The sequence below is a fragment of the Roseivirga spongicola genome, from assembly GCF_001592965.1.
Taxonomy (GTDB): domain Bacteria; phylum Bacteroidota; class Bacteroidia; order Cytophagales; family Cyclobacteriaceae; genus Roseivirga; species Roseivirga spongicola.
On sequence record NZ_LRPC01000028.1, the window covers coordinates 675,005 to 691,970 of the forward strand.

The 16,966-nt window shown below is 39.2% G+C and carries 14 protein-coding genes; 9 read left to right on the forward strand and 5 right to left on the reverse strand.

Annotation, left to right across the window (positions count from 1 at the left end):
• The first annotated feature begins 12 nt into the window (after window positions 1–12).
• Window positions 13–1,362, forward strand: a complete 1,350-nt coding sequence (locus AWW68_RS14785) for a GntP family permease (RefSeq protein ID WP_068222545.1) — start codon at window positions 13–15, stop codon at window positions 1,360–1,362.
• On the opposite strand, the gene gndA is transcribed toward AWW68_RS14785, so the two are convergent.
• Window positions 1,359–2,762, reverse strand: a complete 1,404-nt coding sequence (gndA, locus tag AWW68_RS14790) for an NADP-dependent phosphogluconate dehydrogenase (RefSeq protein ID WP_068222548.1) — start codon at window positions 2,760–2,762, stop codon at window positions 1,359–1,361. The two genes, AWW68_RS14785 and gndA, sit on opposite strands and share 4 nt — an antisense overlap.
• Window positions 2,763–2,912: 150 nt before the next feature.
• On the opposite strand from gndA, the gene zwf reads away from it, so the two are divergent.
• From zwf to AWW68_RS14820, 6 genes are all read left to right on the forward strand, one after another.
• The gene (zwf, locus tag AWW68_RS14795) at window positions 2,913–4,439 is read left to right on the forward strand and encodes a glucose-6-phosphate dehydrogenase (RefSeq protein WP_068222551.1); all 1,527 of its coding nucleotides are present in this window, start codon (window positions 2,913–2,915) and stop codon (window positions 4,437–4,439) included.
• A 9-nt stretch (window positions 4,440–4,448) separates the two neighbouring features.
• Entirely contained in the window at window positions 4,449–5,165 is a 717-nt protein-coding gene (gene pgl, locus AWW68_RS14800; RefSeq protein ID WP_068222554.1) for a 6-phosphogluconolactonase, read from the forward strand.
• A 149-nt stretch (window positions 5,166–5,314) separates the two neighbouring features.
• Window positions 5,315–5,785: a DUF6428 family protein gene (locus AWW68_RS14805; protein ID WP_068222557.1), complete on the forward strand. Its 471-nt coding sequence runs from the start codon at window positions 5,315–5,317 to the stop codon at window positions 5,783–5,785.
• 1 nt (window position 5,786) lies between these two features.
• Window positions 5,787–6,395, forward strand: a complete 609-nt coding sequence (locus AWW68_RS14810; protein ID WP_068222561.1) for a low molecular weight phosphatase family protein — start codon at window positions 5,787–5,789, stop codon at window positions 6,393–6,395.
• Between the two features lie 23 nt (window positions 6,396–6,418).
• Window positions 6,419–7,117 carry an HAD family hydrolase gene (locus tag AWW68_RS14815; protein WP_068222565.1) on the forward strand — a complete coding sequence of 233 codons (699 nt, stop codon included), beginning with the start codon at window positions 6,419–6,421 and terminating at the stop codon, window positions 7,115–7,117.
• Between the two features lie 7 nt (window positions 7,118–7,124).
• Window positions 7,125–7,595 carry a hypothetical protein gene (locus tag AWW68_RS14820; RefSeq protein ID WP_068222568.1) on the forward strand — a complete coding sequence of 157 codons (471 nt, stop codon included), beginning with the start codon at window positions 7,125–7,127 and terminating at the stop codon, window positions 7,593–7,595.
• Here AWW68_RS14820 and AWW68_RS14825 read toward each other — a convergent pair.
• Window positions 7,592–8,323: a LytR/AlgR family response regulator transcription factor gene (locus tag AWW68_RS14825; RefSeq protein ID WP_068222571.1), complete on the reverse strand. Its 732-nt coding sequence runs from the start codon at window positions 8,321–8,323 to the stop codon at window positions 7,592–7,594. The genes AWW68_RS14820 and AWW68_RS14825 overlap by 4 nt on opposite strands.
• Window positions 8,324–8,325: 2 nt before the next feature.
• The gene (locus AWW68_RS14830) at window positions 8,326–9,387 is read right to left on the reverse strand and encodes a sensor histidine kinase (RefSeq protein WP_068224183.1); all 1,062 of its coding nucleotides are present in this window, start codon (window positions 9,385–9,387) and stop codon (window positions 8,326–8,328) included.
• A 231-nt stretch (window positions 9,388–9,618) separates the two neighbouring features.
• Between AWW68_RS14830 and AWW68_RS14835 the strand changes: the two genes are divergently transcribed.
• Together AWW68_RS14835 and AWW68_RS14840 are read left to right on the forward strand one after the other, a co-directional pair.
• Window positions 9,619–11,823: a carbohydrate binding family 9 domain-containing protein gene (locus AWW68_RS14835; protein ID WP_068222574.1), complete on the forward strand. Its 2,205-nt coding sequence runs from the start codon at window positions 9,619–9,621 to the stop codon at window positions 11,821–11,823.
• Window positions 11,824–12,087: 264 nt separating this feature from the next.
• Window positions 12,088–12,684, forward strand: a complete 597-nt coding sequence (locus tag AWW68_RS14840) for a hypothetical protein (protein WP_157717670.1) — start codon at window positions 12,088–12,090, stop codon at window positions 12,682–12,684.
• A gap of 195 nt (window positions 12,685–12,879) precedes the next feature.
• Here the strand turns inward: AWW68_RS14840 and AWW68_RS14845 are convergent, their stop codons facing one another.
• Window positions 12,880–13,926, reverse strand: coding sequence for a phytase (locus AWW68_RS14845; RefSeq protein WP_068222580.1), 1,047 nt, complete (start codon window positions 13,924–13,926; stop codon window positions 12,880–12,882).
• 147 nt (window positions 13,927–14,073) lie between these two features.
• Window positions 14,074–16,851, reverse strand: coding sequence for a TonB-dependent receptor (locus AWW68_RS14850; RefSeq protein WP_068222584.1), 2,778 nt, complete (start codon window positions 16,849–16,851; stop codon window positions 14,074–14,076).
• Window positions 16,852–16,966: the final 115 nt, after the last annotated feature.

Genomic DNA, 16,966 nt, shown 5'->3' on the forward strand with positions numbered 1-16,966 from the left:
TTTTAACGCGCTATGGAAAATCTTCAACTCTACTTAGCCATCCTTTCTGGAGTGGCTATCCTCCTATTTTTGATTATGAAATGGAAGCTAAATGCCTTCCTAAGTTTACTTTTTGCTAGTATTTGGGTTGGCCTAGTCGGAGGTCTATCGGGTGAAGAAATTATTGATTCCATTTCAAATGGAATGGGAAGCACACTGGCTTTTGTGGCTACTATTGTAGGGCTAGGCGCCATTTTCGGCTCACTTCTAGAACATTCAGGTGGCGCTCAAGCCTTAGCCAAATACCTCTTGAAGAAGGGCGGAGAATCAAGATCTAGACTAGCTCTATTAACTACTGGTTTTATAGTCTCAATACCTGTCTTTTTCGATGTAGGTATCATTATTCTTATGCCTATGGTGAAGGCTCTAGCCAAGAAAAGTAACCGTCATGTGCTTTATTATGGCTTGCCTTTACTCGTTGGCTTAGGTATAACTCATAGTTTTATCCCTCCCACTCCTGGTCCAGTTGCCGTAGCAGATATTCTCAATGTTGACCTTGGTTATGCCATTATAGTTGGGGCTTTGGTAGGTATTCCCATCGCTCTAATCTGTGGGCTTATTGTCAGTAAGTGCCTGGTTCCCAAAGACGAACCTATTGAAGTAGATGGTACATCTGAGGTTATGTCGTCCCAGATTGATACAAAGTTAGTTCACACCATTATGTGGATTCTAGGACTACCAATAGTCTTAATTCTAGTGGGCTCGCTTTTCGATACTCTAGCCAAAGAAGGAGTAATTGAACCCAATCAATTTATTGATGCTCTTGGTTTTGTAGGCCACCCATTTGTTTCCTTGCTAATAGGTACTCTATTAGCCCTATATTTTCTAGGGGTCAAAAAAGGAATTGGTAAGGAGGAGCTTTTTAAAGTAACCAATAACTCACTAGCACCAGCAGGGTCAATCATACTGATAACCGGTGCAGGTGGTGTATTAAAAACGGTGATGATTAATACTGGAATCGGTGATATTATTGCTCAAGGCATGATGAACACTAGCTTCTCAGTTTTGCTCCTTGCCTATTTGGTTACAGTGCTAGTGAGAATTATGCAAGGAAGTGCCACTGTAGCCATGCTTACTGGGGCAGGCATTGTAGCCGCGGTTCTCCCAGGTATGGACTTAAGTATGCTAGAAAAGACCTTTATTATGATGGCCATTGCCGCTGGTAGCATTGTACTTTCTCATGTGAATGACAGCGGTTTCTGGCTAGTAAATAGAATGCTGAACCAATCGGTTCAGCAAACTCTCAAATCTTGGACAATACTCTCTACGGTAATTTCTGTTACAAGCTTTGCTTTAATTTTTATAGCCTATCAGCTGGTTTAATCTTCCCACTCAGTGTGGAAGATTCCTGGCTTGTCTAACCTCTCGTAAGTATGACCACCGAAATAGTCACGCTGAGCTTGAATCAGGTTCAATGGTAGCTTCTCTGACCTGAAGGCATTGAAGTAGTTTAAACTTGCGCTCATTCCTGAAACAGCAATTCCTGCATTATGCGCAACAGAAATCACCCTATTAACAGAAGGAAGAAGTTCCTTGATTTCTGAAATGATATAAGCATCAAACAATAAGTGTTCTTTATTCGAAGAATCACTAAACGCTTCGCGAATGTGCTCTAACAATTCAGCTCTGATTATACAACCTCCTCTCCAAATTTTAGCAATTTCCGCTAAATCTAAACCATACTGATATTTAGACGAGGCCTCAAGCAACTGTCTCATACCTTGGGCAAAAGTCACTATGAAACTAAAATATAATGCCTTTTCAAGGTCAGTCTTGGTAAACCTACTCGGGTCACTTTGTGACTTGGGGTATACCAAAGCTGCTTTTTGCCTTTCTTCTTTAAATGATGAAAGTACTCTCATACTTACAGATGAATCAATTGCAGGAATAGGAATTCCAATGTCCATTGCGTTCTGTGAAATCCATTTTCCAGTACCTTTTTGTTTTGCCCTATCACTGATAACGTCAATCAGGTCTTTCGGTGATAAATCATCTTTCTTGGTAAATATGTCTGCAGTTATTTCAATTAGATAAGACTTTAGCTTGCCTTCATTGAACCCAGAAAATAACTCTGCTTGTTCTTTATTACTTAAGCCCAAACCAAACTTTGCGAGATCGTAAGTCTCTGCAATAAGTTGCATCAAACCATACTCAATACCATTGTGAACCATTTTAACGTAATGTCCGGCCGAGTTATCTCCAACTCTAGCGACACATGGTTCATCATTTACTTTGGCTGATACTGATTCTAGGATAGGAGAAATTAACTCATAAACATCATTGTCTCCTCCCGCCATCATACTCGGGCCCTTTCTTGCTCCTTTTGCACCACCAGAAATTCCTAGGCCTAGAAAATTAATCTCTGAATTCTTAAGTTTTGTAACCCGTCTCTCAGTATCCAAAAAGTAAGAATTCCCACCATCAATAAGTAAATCCCCTTTATCCAAAAAGGGCATTAAGTCATCTATTACACTATCAACTGGAGCCCCACTCGGCACTAAGAACATTACTTTTCTTGGAGTTTTTAATGAACGAATAAATTGCAATTTATCCGTAGTAGCACTTGCCATTCCATTCTGGCTTTCCCGCTTAAGAGCATCTACTTTCTCCTGATCTAAATCGTAACCAATGGCAGAAAAACCATTATCAGCTACATTCAGGATAAAGTTCTTTCCCATTACTCCAAGGCCAATGAGGCCAAAATCAAACTTTGCTTCAGACATATTTTTGCGTTTCTATAAGTAGGCTAAATGAATACGTTTTAGTTCCTCAAGTCTGCCACTAACCCATTATCTTTGAGCTCGGAACTTTCTGCGGTCAAACTGATTTAGTTCTTACAAAGAAACAAAGGCAATTCAAGGCAAAAAAGCTTAATGAAAAAAACTGACGATCAAGTCCTCGTAATATTTGGCGGCTCAGGCGACTTAACCAAAAGAAAACTCATTCCTGCTGTATTTAACCTGTTTAAAGGCGGCTTTCTGCCTAAATGTTATGCCGTTGTTGGTGTAGGCAGAACTGAATATTCTGATGAAGAATACCGTAAAAGTGTGGTATTTGAGAATGAGCACTTGAATGAAAAGGATAAAGTTTCTGAAAGCGACTTGAAGCGTTTTTCAGATCTAATTTATTATCAATCACTTGACACTAAAGACGTTGATTCTTATGCTAACCTAAAAGAAAAGCTTAATCAACTAGATCAGTCTAAAGCTACTTGCCACAATTACATATTTTACCTTTCAACCCCTCCTAGCCTTTATGAAGTAATTGCTGAAGGCTTAGCAGCTAACAACTTGAATAACCAAGAAGATGGCTGGACTAGGTTGATAGTGGAAAAACCATTCGGATATGACCTTGAATCGGCCAAGCATTTAAATGAGCACCTGCTCAAGTTCTTTGCTGAAGACCAGCTTTATAGAATAGACCATTACCTAGGCAAAGAGACTGTTCAGAACATGTTTGTGACTAGGTTTGCGAACAGCATTTTTGAGCCTCTTTGGAACCGTAATTATATTCACAGAGTAGAAATTACTGCGGCAGAAAGTGTTGGAGTAGAAAAGCGAGGCGGTTATTACGATTCATCTGGTGCTTTAAGAGACATGGTTCAAAACCATCTTTTTCAGCTAGTTGCATTAGTTGCCATGGAACCTCCTGTAAAAGCAGACGCTGAAAGCATTAGAAATGAAAAGCTCAAAGTTTTTCAAAGCCTCCGACCATATACAAAAGAAGATATCGCTAATCATGTAATTCGCGGTCAGTATATGTCTTCTACCATAAAAGGCGAAAAAGTACCCGGCTATCGCGAAGAAGAAGGCGTGGGTGAAGAGTCTAAAACCGAAACTTACGCAGCTCTTAAATTCTACATAGATAACTGGCGTTGGGCTGGTGTTCCTTTCTACATCAGAACAGGAAAAAGAATGCCAACTAGAGTAACTGAAGTAGTGATTCACTTTAAGCCAAATCACCATCATTTATTCTCTTCTAACTCTAACTTGGCCAACCCCCAAAACACGCTTGTTCTGAGAATTCAGCCAAACGAAGGAATCTTACTGAAGTTTGCCATGAAAATACCTGGTGCTGGTTACAATACCGAGCAGGTTAATATGGACTTCCATTACGATGACTTGAGCAACGTATATGTACCTGATGCTTACGAGAGGTTGATTCTTGATTGTATGCAGGGAGATGCTACGCTTTATGCTCGTGGAGACAGTACCGAAGCAGCCTGGGAGTTCATTGATCCAATTCTCAGAGCTTGGGAAAATGAAGAGATTCCAGTTTATGGATATCCTGCAGGAACTTGGGGGCCAGAAAATGCAGATACTTTAATTGAGGGTGAGCAAATGACTTGGCGCTACCCTTGTAGCAACCTTACTGACGATGGAAATTACTGTGAACTTTAAAGCCTAAACATGGAAGCTAAAATACTTCAAACACCTTTAGATACTGCCAAAGCCTTCGCGGACTTTATGTTAGAACAACATAGAGAAAATGGAATGCTTACCGTAGCCCTTTCTGGTGGCTCAACTCCAAAAATATTGTTCGATCTATTAGCCACGGACTACAAAGATAAGTTTAACTGGTCAGAGATTCATTTCTATTGGGGCGATGAGCGTTGCGTGCCTCCTACCGATGACGACAGTAATTTTAAAATGACTAAAGAGCACTTGTTGAACCTCATAAGAATGCCTGAGGCAAACATACATAGAGTGCTTGGCGAAAACGATCCGATAGAAGAAGCTGAAAGGTATAGTCAACTCATTGAATCAAACCTACCCAAACAAGAAGGCAACCCAGTTTTCGATATCATTATTCTAGGCATGGGCACAGATGGACATACGGCTTCTATCTTCCCTCATGAAATTGAGTTACTAGACAGCCCCAAAACCTGTGAAGTAGCTAACCACCCGGAGTCTGGCCAGAAAAGAGTAAGCTTAACCGGCCCTGTAATTAATGCTGCTAAAAATGCCTGCTTTTTAGTTACTGGCGACAATAAAAAAGAGAAGATCAAGCAGATTTTCGAAGATCATGAAGTAGCCAAGTCTTATCCTGCTTATCACATAAACCCTACTCATGGAGAGTTGATCTGGTTTATTGATGAGGCAGCCGCTGCTCAGCTAGAAGACTAGAAACATTAAAAGGTCTAGGACTAATAATTGCCTCAGACCTTTTTTATAAAACACATTAATCGTAATATTGCAATGTAATTATAAAACGACAGAGTCTTCAATTGAAGATATCAAAATCAAGAATAAGATCAGTCACAAAATATACCATTATGAAATTATCGGAAATAAAGAATCATCTTGAAAGTCTAACAGATGTGGTTTTTAAGTTGCCAAATGGAGAGGTTGTGCCTTCACATTTTCACGTTTCGGAAGTGGGTTCCATTAAAAAACACTTCATTGATTGTGGAGGAACAATTCGTAATGAAGACGTAATCAACTTTCAGTTATGGACATCAGTAGACTATGATCACCGACTGGCTCCGCAAAAACTAAAGTCAATTATTGAGCTTTCTGAAAAGCACCTTGACTTATCAGATGGAGAAATTGAAGTAGAGTATCAAGGTGAAACCTCTATTCAAAAATACGGGCTAGAATTGATTGATGGCGAATTTCAGCTTACATCTAAATTCACAGCTTGCTTGGCAGAAGACAAGTGTGGCGTACCACAAAAAAAACCAAAAGTGAGACTAAGCGCTATTGGTCAAAATGGAGCTTGTTCACCAAATAGCGGATGTTGTTAACATGAAACAAGAACTTAAAAGCACTATAGAAAAAGCCTCTGCCCTTCCTATCGGAGATCAGAGGTTAAGCGTCCTACAAACGCTGATCGACTACATACAAGCAAAACGAGATGCTAAGGAGTCAATCAACCTCAACTTTATTTGCACTCATAATTCTCGAAGAAGCCAGCTTTCTCAAATTTGGGCTAAAACAGCAGCACATATTAACGGTATTGATGTCAACGTTTTTTCTGGAGGTGTTGAAGTAACTGCATTTAATGAAAGAGCGGTAGCCTCATGTGAACGCTTGGGTTTTGATATTGAAAAGCTAAATAACTCGGAAAACCCCGAGTATATCGTACACATTGACCAAGACATCAATACCAAGTGTTTTTCTAAAGTGTATGACCATGCTGACAACCCGAAAACCGCATTTGCCGCAGTAATGACCTGCTCCGATGCTGATGAGAACTGTCCATTCATACCAGGGACGGAAAAGCGAATTCCTCTTACTTATGAAGACCCTAAAGCTTTCGATAACACAGACAAAGAGTCTGAAATGTATGATAAGCGAAGTCTACAGATTGCCTCAGAGCTACTACATGTATTCAAGCAGATTGATAATAACTGATTTGTAAATGATAATTTTAGGCTATGGATAAAATTAAAACCATAGCCTTCGATGCTGATGATACTTTATGGATGAACGAACCCATATTTACGGACACCAGACTGAAGTTTGAAGAGATTCTAGGTAAGTATATTTCCATTAACGAAAACCTTGAAAAGGAGCTTTACAGCGTAGAATCTAGAAACCTCAAGCTATTTGGTTACGGTATAAAAGGTTTTACACTATCTATGGTTGAGTCGGCTCTAGAACTCACCAACTATGCCATAAAAGGTAAAGACATTGAAAGAATAATCCTCCTAGGCAAAGAAATGTTAGAACATCCTGTTCAAGTTTTGCCAGACATAGAAGAAGTTCTAGATATTCTGGAGAACCATTATCATTTAATGATTATCACCAAGGGCGACCTTTGGGATCAAGAGAATAAAATTGCTCGCTCAGGGTTGATGCGCTACTTCAATACCGTGGAAATCGTCAGTGAAAAGAACACGGCTACATATAGAGAGGTATTAAAGAGAAACTCCATAAATGCTGCGGAATTCTTAATGATAGGCAACTCGCTCAAGTCAGATGTATTACCCGTAATTGAGATGGGATCACAAGCCATTCATATTCCCTTTCATGATACCTGGACCCATGAAATGATTGACAAATCTGAAGTAAACGAACTTACATACATAGAAATGTCTTCAGTTTCTAAACTCCCTGAATATCTGGGGGTTTAATAGATTAATGAAGCGCACTATTATAGTATTTGGGCTTGCTTCTTTGGCTTTAATTATTGGAGCTTGTGGCTATAATGTCTCAAACCCTGACGATATCCTTGTCGGAAAATATGAGGTAACATCTATTGAAATTTCAGGTTGCGACAACCCAAATGACAACTTCAGCTCTTCTTCCAAAGATTTTGGCTGTTCTATAGAAGGACACTACCAAACTTGTAATTCAATCACTTTGGAGTTGACCAATGACCGAGCCTATATACTTTCTAGAAATACGCGCACTATAGACAAGAGAATTGGCACCGTGTTAAACGAACGGCAACCTCTGGTTGGATACTACTCTTTTGATGGAGACCAGCTTAGAATCTGCTTTAATGGAAACTGTAATGGTGCTATATGGCAATTAGATGACAACTATCTCAACCTAAACATTCAACAGGCAAATGGTTGCACTGAAACCATTTTGGCCAATAAGCGCTAACCTAAAATGGATTTACTTGAGTTGAGCAGCTCAAGAACGGCATCTTTATAATTTCTTCCGATAGGTAATTCTACACCATTTACCTCTACTGCACTATTCGAAAATGCTTCTATTCTCTTTAGCGGTACTATAAAAGACCTGTGAATTCTTACAAAGCAGTCTTCTGGCAGCTTTTCTTCCAAAAAGCTTATTTTCTGTAAAGAGATTACCTCCTTACCCGGCAACTTAATTCGAACATAGTCTTTTAGACTTTCTATATACAGAATGTCTTTCAAGTACACCTTCACCATTTTCCTATCTGCTTTTAGGAAAATATGCGGATCATCAGATCTCAAGGCATCCTGCTGTTCAATTAACTCTGCAACCTCTACTTCGTGATTGTTTAAGACTTTATTTACTGCCTTCAGGAATCTCTGAAAAGAAATAGGCTTGAGTAAATAATCAGCTACATTCAATTCATAACTCTCTAAAGCATATTCTCTATAAGCAGTGGTAAAGATGATGCGGGCACTGGGATTCAACACTTTCAAAAACTCAATACCAGTGAGTTTGGGCATTTGAATATCCAGAAAAATTAGGTCTACAGCTTCTTTTTTTAGCAGCTCAAAAGCTTTTAAGGCATTATCGCACTCTGCCACCAACTCCAAGCCATCAATTTTACTGATGTGAGAAAGAATTACCTCCCTTGCTAAAGGCTCATCATCTACTACTAAGCATTTCAAGTTCATTGCTAAAAATTGAGTTTTAAGACCACTAAAAAGGAATCGGTAGATTCATGAATATTCAGTTCATGGGTTTCTGGATAAAGAATCTCTAGTCTGCGTTTAACATTTTTCAACCCAATTCCCTCTTTATATGCAAACTTGTCTTCAGCCTCTATATAACTGCTCTTACTGTTTTCAACTTTTAAAATCAGCCCCCTATGCTTTAAAGCAATATCTATAGATATCCATGAGCCCTCTAGTTCATCACTTGCTCCATGCTTAAACGCATTTTCAACAAAAGGCAAAATAAGCAATGGTGCTACACTTTCATCTCCATTTTCATTGGTTACATTGAGCGTAACATTAAGCCGATCGCCATACCTGATCTTCTCTAGCTCTATGTAATCTTTTACTAAACTGATTTCTCTAGAAAGAGGGACTCTATTCGCGTTACACTCATATAGCATATAGTCAAGTAATTCTGAAAGCTTCAAAACCACTTCTGGCGCTTCTTTACTTTGCTTAAGCGTTAACGCATATAAGTTATTTAAGGTGTTGAACAAAAAGTGAGGATGAATTTGAGACTTTAAGAATTTAAGTTCTGCCTCTAGCTTATCTTCAATCAATTGCTGGTTCTTTTTCTGTTCTTGGTACCAGTACTTAAACCACTTGCAAACCACGGCTACGGTCATAACCGGATATATATTATTGGTGTGCTTAAGAATTTTACCAACATTAATTAAAGGAGATTGGAAAGTATCACTCGGCCAGAAAAGAGGTTGCTGGATGAACAAATATTCAAACCAAGAAAGGGTGGAAAATACTATTACTACCCCTACAAAAGATAAAAAGAAAGCTGCAAACTTTTCTTTAAAGAGCAGCTTAGGCATCAAGATGTAGAGCGTTATATAAACTGCCGGAATCTGAACTAAGGCATGACTGGCCTGCACCGCAATTTGCTTGGCATACTCTTCTTCAAAACTTCCATACACTATTCCGAAAAACAGGATGTACACAGCCCAAAAAATGAGGTGCCAAATAACTCTTGGAGTTCTGAATAATATGTTTTCTAATCTGGGCTTAGCCATAGCAGTTGGTAAAGAAGACATCAAAACTAGCCTTTAAGTTTCTAATAATCATTGCAATAGACAAATTCAATTATAGCTCCCATCAACGTCTACTTAACATCGACCAAATGCAGAATCACTGCAAATACACCATTGGTCTTAAAAACAATTGAGTTGGTCTAAAAGGCATTTCTGCCTGAAACTCAAAGCTTAAAAGCTAGTAAAGGCACTAAAAGGTCAACAACTCAAATTATGAAAACTCACTTTACCATTGCCCTATTTTGGCTCGGTTTCTCCCTACTTTTTGCTCAGGAGCAAGACACGCGCAAAGCTTACAACTATTCAATTAGCCGTACAAATGAGCCCATTAATGTAGATGGCATCGCTGATGAAATAGCTTGGCAACATGCACCTAAAATAGACCATTTTATGAATCATTGGCCGGCCGATCAGGGTGAAGCCGAAGCACGCTCTGAAGTTTGGACGCTTTATGATGAGGAATACATTTACGTATTGGCTAAGCTCTATGATAATGGAGAAAGAATAGTTCAGACATTAAGAAGAGATAATGTAGACGGACATTGGAATAGCGACAATTTCACTGTGGTTTTAGATCCTTTTAACACCAAACAAAGTGGCTTTTTCTTTGGGGTGAATGCTGGTGGAGCTCAAGTAGAAGCCCTTCTGAACATTGAAAATGGAAATACTAATTTTGATGAAAACTGGGATAACAAGTGGTTTTCGGAAGTAAGAAGCTACGCTGACCATTGGATAGTAGAAATGGCTATTCCTTTTAAAACCCTTAGGTACAACAGCACCCAAACCGAATGGGGTGTAAACTTTATACGGGGCGACATGGAGCGGAATCACTACTCTACATGGACACAGTTTCCAGTTGCCTTTGGAGGTATAGACATTAATTTCATGGGAACGCTGCAATGGGATGCACCACCAAAGAAAGCTGAAGGCAAGGTGGTGCTCATCCCCTACTTGGCTGGCAGCACTCATCGTAACTATGAGGAAGAAACTGGCGAGAACGGTTATGAAAACAGTGCAGATATTGGCTTAGACGCCAAAGTAGCCGTAACCAGCTCGTTGAATTTAGACCTTACCGTTAACCCAGACTTTTCTAATGCAGATGTAGACCAGCAAGTAACCAACCTCAGCCGATTTAGCATATTCTTTCCAGAGCGAAGAAACTTCTTTTTAGAAAACGGAGACATATTCTCCAATTTTGGAGGCCGACAAATTCAGCCATTCTTTTCGAGAACAATTGGCCTAAATAAAGGGCAACAGGTACCTATTAAATACGGAGCACGACTTACCGGCAATCTAACGCCTAATATGCGCATTGGTGTCATGAATGTGCAGACAGGCGCTACCGATGAAGTTGAGCCAAACAATTATTCTGTTTTAGCAGCGCACCAGAGGGTTTTTAGTCGTTCTGTAGTAAAGGCAATTTTCATTAACCGTGCAGGCCAGAATGGAGACTATGCTAGAAATGGTGGTTTGGAATTCAATTATGTACATCCTTCCGGCTCTTGGAACAATACCATACGCTACCATTTGGCCACTAACGAAGAAAACCTAAGCAACAATCGCTATTACGGTATAGATGGAGGCTATAGAAATAGAAACATTATTCTGGGTTGGGCGATAGATGTTGTTGGAAAAAACTATGAAACCGAACTGGGATTCAACCCAAGGCTATATAATTACAATGCCGAAACTGAAGAAACTACTAAACAAGGTTACACTAAATTTAATCCGTGGTTTATGTATCGCTTTAGACCCAAATCGGAGTCTGCAGCCTTGAATATACACGGCCCAAGAACTTGGCATATTGGCTGGTTAAACACCGATGGTTCTCTCAATGAAAGGCGCCATGGCATTGGTTACGACTTCTTCTTTAAAAACACAATGGAACTCCGATTCAACCGTGTGTTTTTTGAAGCTAACCTTCCCGTTCCTACCAACTTAATTGGCAAAGATGCAGCCTTACCTGTAGGCAATTACCAATACACAGATAACTCCATATTCTTTATTAGCGACCGTAGAAAGGTAATAAACACCGAATTATCTCTAAGACACGGCACATTCTACAACGGTACCAAGAGTGGTTTTACCACAGCACTAAACTTTAGAACTCAACCGTGGGGTACTTTTGGGGTAAACTATGACTACAATAAAGTGAAGCTAGCAGAAGGATATGGCGAATCTGATCTTCACTTATTCAGGCTGAATGCAGAAATCAGCTTCTCAAATAAAATGTTCTGGACCACAGCTATTCAATACAATTCTCAAGCAGAGAATTACAATGTCTTTTCTCGTTTTCAATGGCGTTACAAGCCCATGTCTGACTTGTTTATAGTCTACACGGATAATTATGGTATAAATGGACTAAACATAAAAAATCGTCAATTGGTATTTAAAATAACTTATTGGTTGAATATGTAAACTGACTGAACAAAGCCTCTCATCAAGCTACACTTACAATTATAAGTATAAGTCTAATCTACCCCCTGATGACCATATGATTATTCTTTGCAACTAATTAATGGCATCTGTGTACTAGAAGTAATTATATTCAAAAGAACAGGGTGCGAACCAAGTACAAACGACCTTTATGAGCATATTAAATCAAGTCCATATTTTTGATTTATCAGTTAAGATGACAAATTTGTTTTCTGGGTTTAAACAAATGTCTAAATAAAATATCTTATGAATACACACAACTTAAAACTCGCTGTTCTCAGCTTATTAATCAGTCTTGTGAGTTTTTCATCAAATAGAAGAAGTGATGTAATGTTTCCCGATAAGGAAACAATTCTAATTGAAGATTATGCTAACTATGATAACTTTTTTCCAATTGCCACATTGGATTTCAGTAACAAAGGTATCAAAGACAAAATCCATATAGTTTACGTTAGTTTCGACCCAAGTATTGATCACTACAAACCCTTCTCTCCAAACGATAATATAGATGAATTCACCTTCAGTATTACCGATAATGGATTATACAAACCAACTTTTGAAAAATCTGCATTAGTAATTGGGAAAGACTTTGAAGAACACTTGAAAATTGCGCAAGAGACTTACACTGAAGCTAAATCTAAAGATTCGACCTCACCTAAAGTAAGAATAATGAAATATCTAAGCTGGTGGCAGGGAGATCAAACTCCAGTAAACTCATTAGGAAATAAAATGAAATTCATCTGCCAAATAGATATTTTGTCAATCGCTAATGATGATTGTAGGCTCTTTGTCTTTTATGATGAACATGATCAAGTGGTAAAGCACATTTATCAAAGAACCTAATCAATTATATAGCCCCCACTAGTCTGTATAAAGCAACTCTAGTTATTCTTGAAAGCTCTATGCACTGGCACTCTTAAAAGCTATCAAACAGCAGAAAGCGGAAATATTTGAATTACAACTTCAGGTTTTCAGTAATTGCTAATACCGCAAAAAAAAATGCAGCCAGAGGCTGCACCTTTATTAATTAACGATTAACTATTTCTTGAGTAATGAGTCCAGAATGTCTTCTGGCCTGTAGTACTGAAAAGTCTTATCATCAGACATGGCCACGAACAACCCTTTTCTAAAAGTGTCATTCAGTGGAATACTGGTAATTTCTGAGCCATCGCTCTCGTTGGTAGATACCTTTACTGCGCCTAGCTCATCATGCTGATGTGGGTTACCGTTTGTTCCTTCTCTAGGGAATATTCTGAACATATTGGCTTGCTGATCGGAAATAAGGATGAACCCAGTTCCGTTGCCTGTGTCATATATGGAGATGCCTTCATTATCGTCTCTGAAACCCTCGGTTCCGAATAAGGCTAATTCCTCATTTCCCTTCTCTGGGTCTGCATAGTACTTGCGAGTCCCTACATTTTCATCAGAGTAATAGATAAATCCCAACTCATGATCTACGGCAATAGACTCTATTTCCTTAGTGCCACTAAACTTACCGAACTTTCGCACCAATGTGGCTTGTAAGGCTCCTGTAGAGTCTGCTTCTAATAAATACTGCCACAAGTAACCTTCAGTCGGGCCATTCTTTCTGCCCATAATCACAAAAGTCTTATTATCAGATGGTCTCTGATAAAGTGAGATACCCATCAGGTCTCTGTGCTCAGGTGCTGTTTCACCTTCAAACATAGGGAAACCGCCATTGTCTATTGGCTTCATATTTGGAACAGAAAACACCCTAAGCATAGAGTTCAACCTCTCTCCTGTCACGGCAAAATCTACTGTATCATTGCCAACAGAAAGGTTATACCCTACGTCTACATTATTCGGGCGCTTAAGATCTCTCACTACTTTTTCAGGAAAAATCCTTCCTTCCAAGTCGTATACATACAAAGCACCATCAGCATCTTTATCTGTACCTATAACTAAGCTCTTGGACGGATCGGCTTTGTTAATCCAAATAGCAGGATCGTCAGAATCGTGCTTAACAGGCTCGGTTGTCAATACTGGTGCAATTGCGGGTACATTATTGCCACAGCTGGCAACAGCAATGGCTAGCACACCTATTATTAAATTGAACTTCTTCATATTGAATATTGATAAGGAAGCCTTAAAAGCTTTTCGTCATTCCCGACCCTGATCGGGAATCTCCTCAAAAGGTTCAATAGTCCCTAGGAGATCCCCAATCAAGTTGGGGATGACGGTTCTATTTTGCTTTTAAGGCAACCCTACTTTTTACTGATTATTAAACAAGTCGAACTTAAGACCTGCGTTGAACCTTACATTGTAGTATTCCATTTGCATGGTTCTGCTACTCTCGCCCTGATAGTATCTCAATGGCTGATTTGTAAGATTGTTCACCTCAAAGAAGAATCTCCACTGCGGAGTGAAAGCATAAGAACCATTCACATCTAGAAAAGTCTGCTTGTCGTAGAATCTATCTTCAAAAGCCTCTCCACCTAGTTCATCAATGTAATCGCTAGCATAGTTCAAAGAAGCTCTCAGTACAAGCTTATCAGTCTCATAAGAAAGTGAAGCATTGAACATGTTATTCGCTGTTCCTGGTAGCTCTAGGTCTTCGTTTTCTCTACCCTGAATACCCGTAGTGCTAGACTGAGTCAATGTATAGTTCAAATAAAGCCCTAGGCCTTTCCAAATTTGTCTTTGGAACGATACTTCTAAACCGTAAATCTCGGCTGTTCCACCATTCTCGAAAGTGGTAAACTCAAGGTCGTTTCCGAAAGAAGGATCAACGTATCCTTCAATCACTCTTTCATAGATGAATTTATCTATGTCTTTATAGAATACTCCACCAGAAACGATACCGATGTTCTCGAAGTAGTTTTCATACATCAAATCGAAGTTCATTGAAGTGGTTGGCTCCAAATCTGGGTTACCTCTTACCAACTCTTCATCGTCTGGGCTAAATTCAGCATAAGGCACCAAGTCGAAATAGTTAGGACGTGCGATAGTGTTGGTCCAAGCAAATCTTAAAATGGAGTTATCACTGAAATTGTAATTTAAGTGAACACCAGGCATAAAGTTGCCATAGTTTTGACTATCTGAAGCTTCAGAAATATCGTCATTATCTACATCTAAAATAAAGCCTGAATAATCAATGCTTGTGCCCTCGTATCTCAAACCTATTATACCAGAAAGGTTCTCATTCAACTGAACATCTGCCATAGCATAAGCGGCATAGATGTTTTCTGTAGCTGTATAGTTACCAGGCACATACTCTCCTAGCTCATCAGACTCATCGAACAAAGCACCATTCTTTAAATCTAGATTACCCAAGAAAGCTGGAGAACCAAAACGCCCCACTCTGTACTGACTTCCTGCTAAATAGTCTGGGTTACTGTAATCGTTGGTAGGAATATCTCCTAAAGTTGCACCAAAGGCATCTTCATCTAAAGGCTCATAAGAATAGAAAACATTGTCTCTAAGCTTGTTCTTGTTTCTAAGTCTTGCACCAAATTTGATCAAAGTGCTGTTCGAAACGGGCTTTTGGAAATCTATTCTAGCGTTGAAATCTTCATCTTCAGTATAATCATGATTTTCGCTAATCTCGTTTAAGCCAATGCCTAAATTATCAGCTGAATTACTCAAAATAGCCAATGGAAATTCTGGATCTGATAGATTCACATTTACCGACTGGTCTGACTCTCTGTAAGAAAGGTATCTCTCATTTGGTCTATCTTCTGAAGCTTTAGCATAGGTAGCAGACCAAGTCAATTTTAATGTATTGAAGAGGTGTTCACCTTTAAGGGAAATATTTCTATTTCTTTGATCCTCCAGTCTTCTCTTTTTTACCCTGTCGCTATCCAAACCTCCTTTAGTCTGAAATTCTACCCTCGCTCCTTGTGGAATGTTATATACTCCTGGAGATGTTTCAACGGCTATGCCGTCATCAAAAGCATCATCTAACTGAGAAACTCTCATTCTGAATCTGTTTTCCCAATCGTCTCTCCAATTGTAAACACCAGAAAGATATAGCTTATGATTCGGGTTAATTTCATAGTCTAAAGCTAGGTTGAAGCTTCTTCTTACCCTTTGAACCTGATACTCTCTAATATCGAACTCTTCGATAACAACTCTATCAAAATCATCTTTGTACCAAACAGCCTCAACATTGTCTGAACCGAAATCGTGATTGTTATAGCTAGCAGAGAAAACTGCGCCTAACTTATCATTAGCAAAACGGTTGGAAGCAATAACTGAACCCGTCCAAATTGGCTTTTCTGAAAGAAAGTTAAAGCCTGAAGCTAGAGTACCTGAAACCCTCTTGCCAGAAGGAGCAGAACGAGTAACAAGGTTTACCGAACCACCAATTGCATCAGCATCCATATCTGGCAATACTGCTTTATTTACCTGAATAGTTTGAATCAGATCGGAAGGAATAAGGTCCAATTGAATGTTTCTATTGTCTCCCTCTGCTGAAGGAATACGCTCGCCATTCAGAGTTACCGAGTTCAACTGAGGCGCAAGACCTCTTACAATGATATTTCTAGCCTCCCCTTGGTCATTCTGGATGGTGATACCAGGAATACGTTTCAAAGCATCTCCAATATTTGCATCAGGGAAACGGCCTATCTGGTCAGCAGCAACAACGTTGGTAATGTTTGCATTGGTTTTCTGCTGGTTCAAAGCTTTAGCCTGCCCTTTCAGACGATCTCCCATCACAATTACTTCTCCGCCTTCGGCATAACCTGCCTCCATCTTAAAATTAAGTTCGGTAGTAGCACCTGCATTAATTGTAACTGTTTGCTCAATCTTTTTATAACCTATAAACGTAACTGTAAGCGTATACTCGCCTGCCGGTATATCTATAATAGTATAGTATCCATTGGCATCTGTAGGAATACCTTTTTGCGCATTGGTTAGTACCACGCTAGCCCCTGGCATTGGTAGGCCAAGCTCATCGATCACACGCCCGGTTAAAGCTCCTCCTTGTGCATAAGCCAAGGCCGAAACCGAGAAGATCATTGTTAATGTGAGTAAGAGTTTTTTCATAGTTGTTTGTTGAATTTTTACTGGAGCAAAAATGAAAATGGCCTTAGAACAGGTGATGAAGAGACTATTAATTGTGTGATAAATTGAGGACAAAAAACGTTAACAAAACATAGAC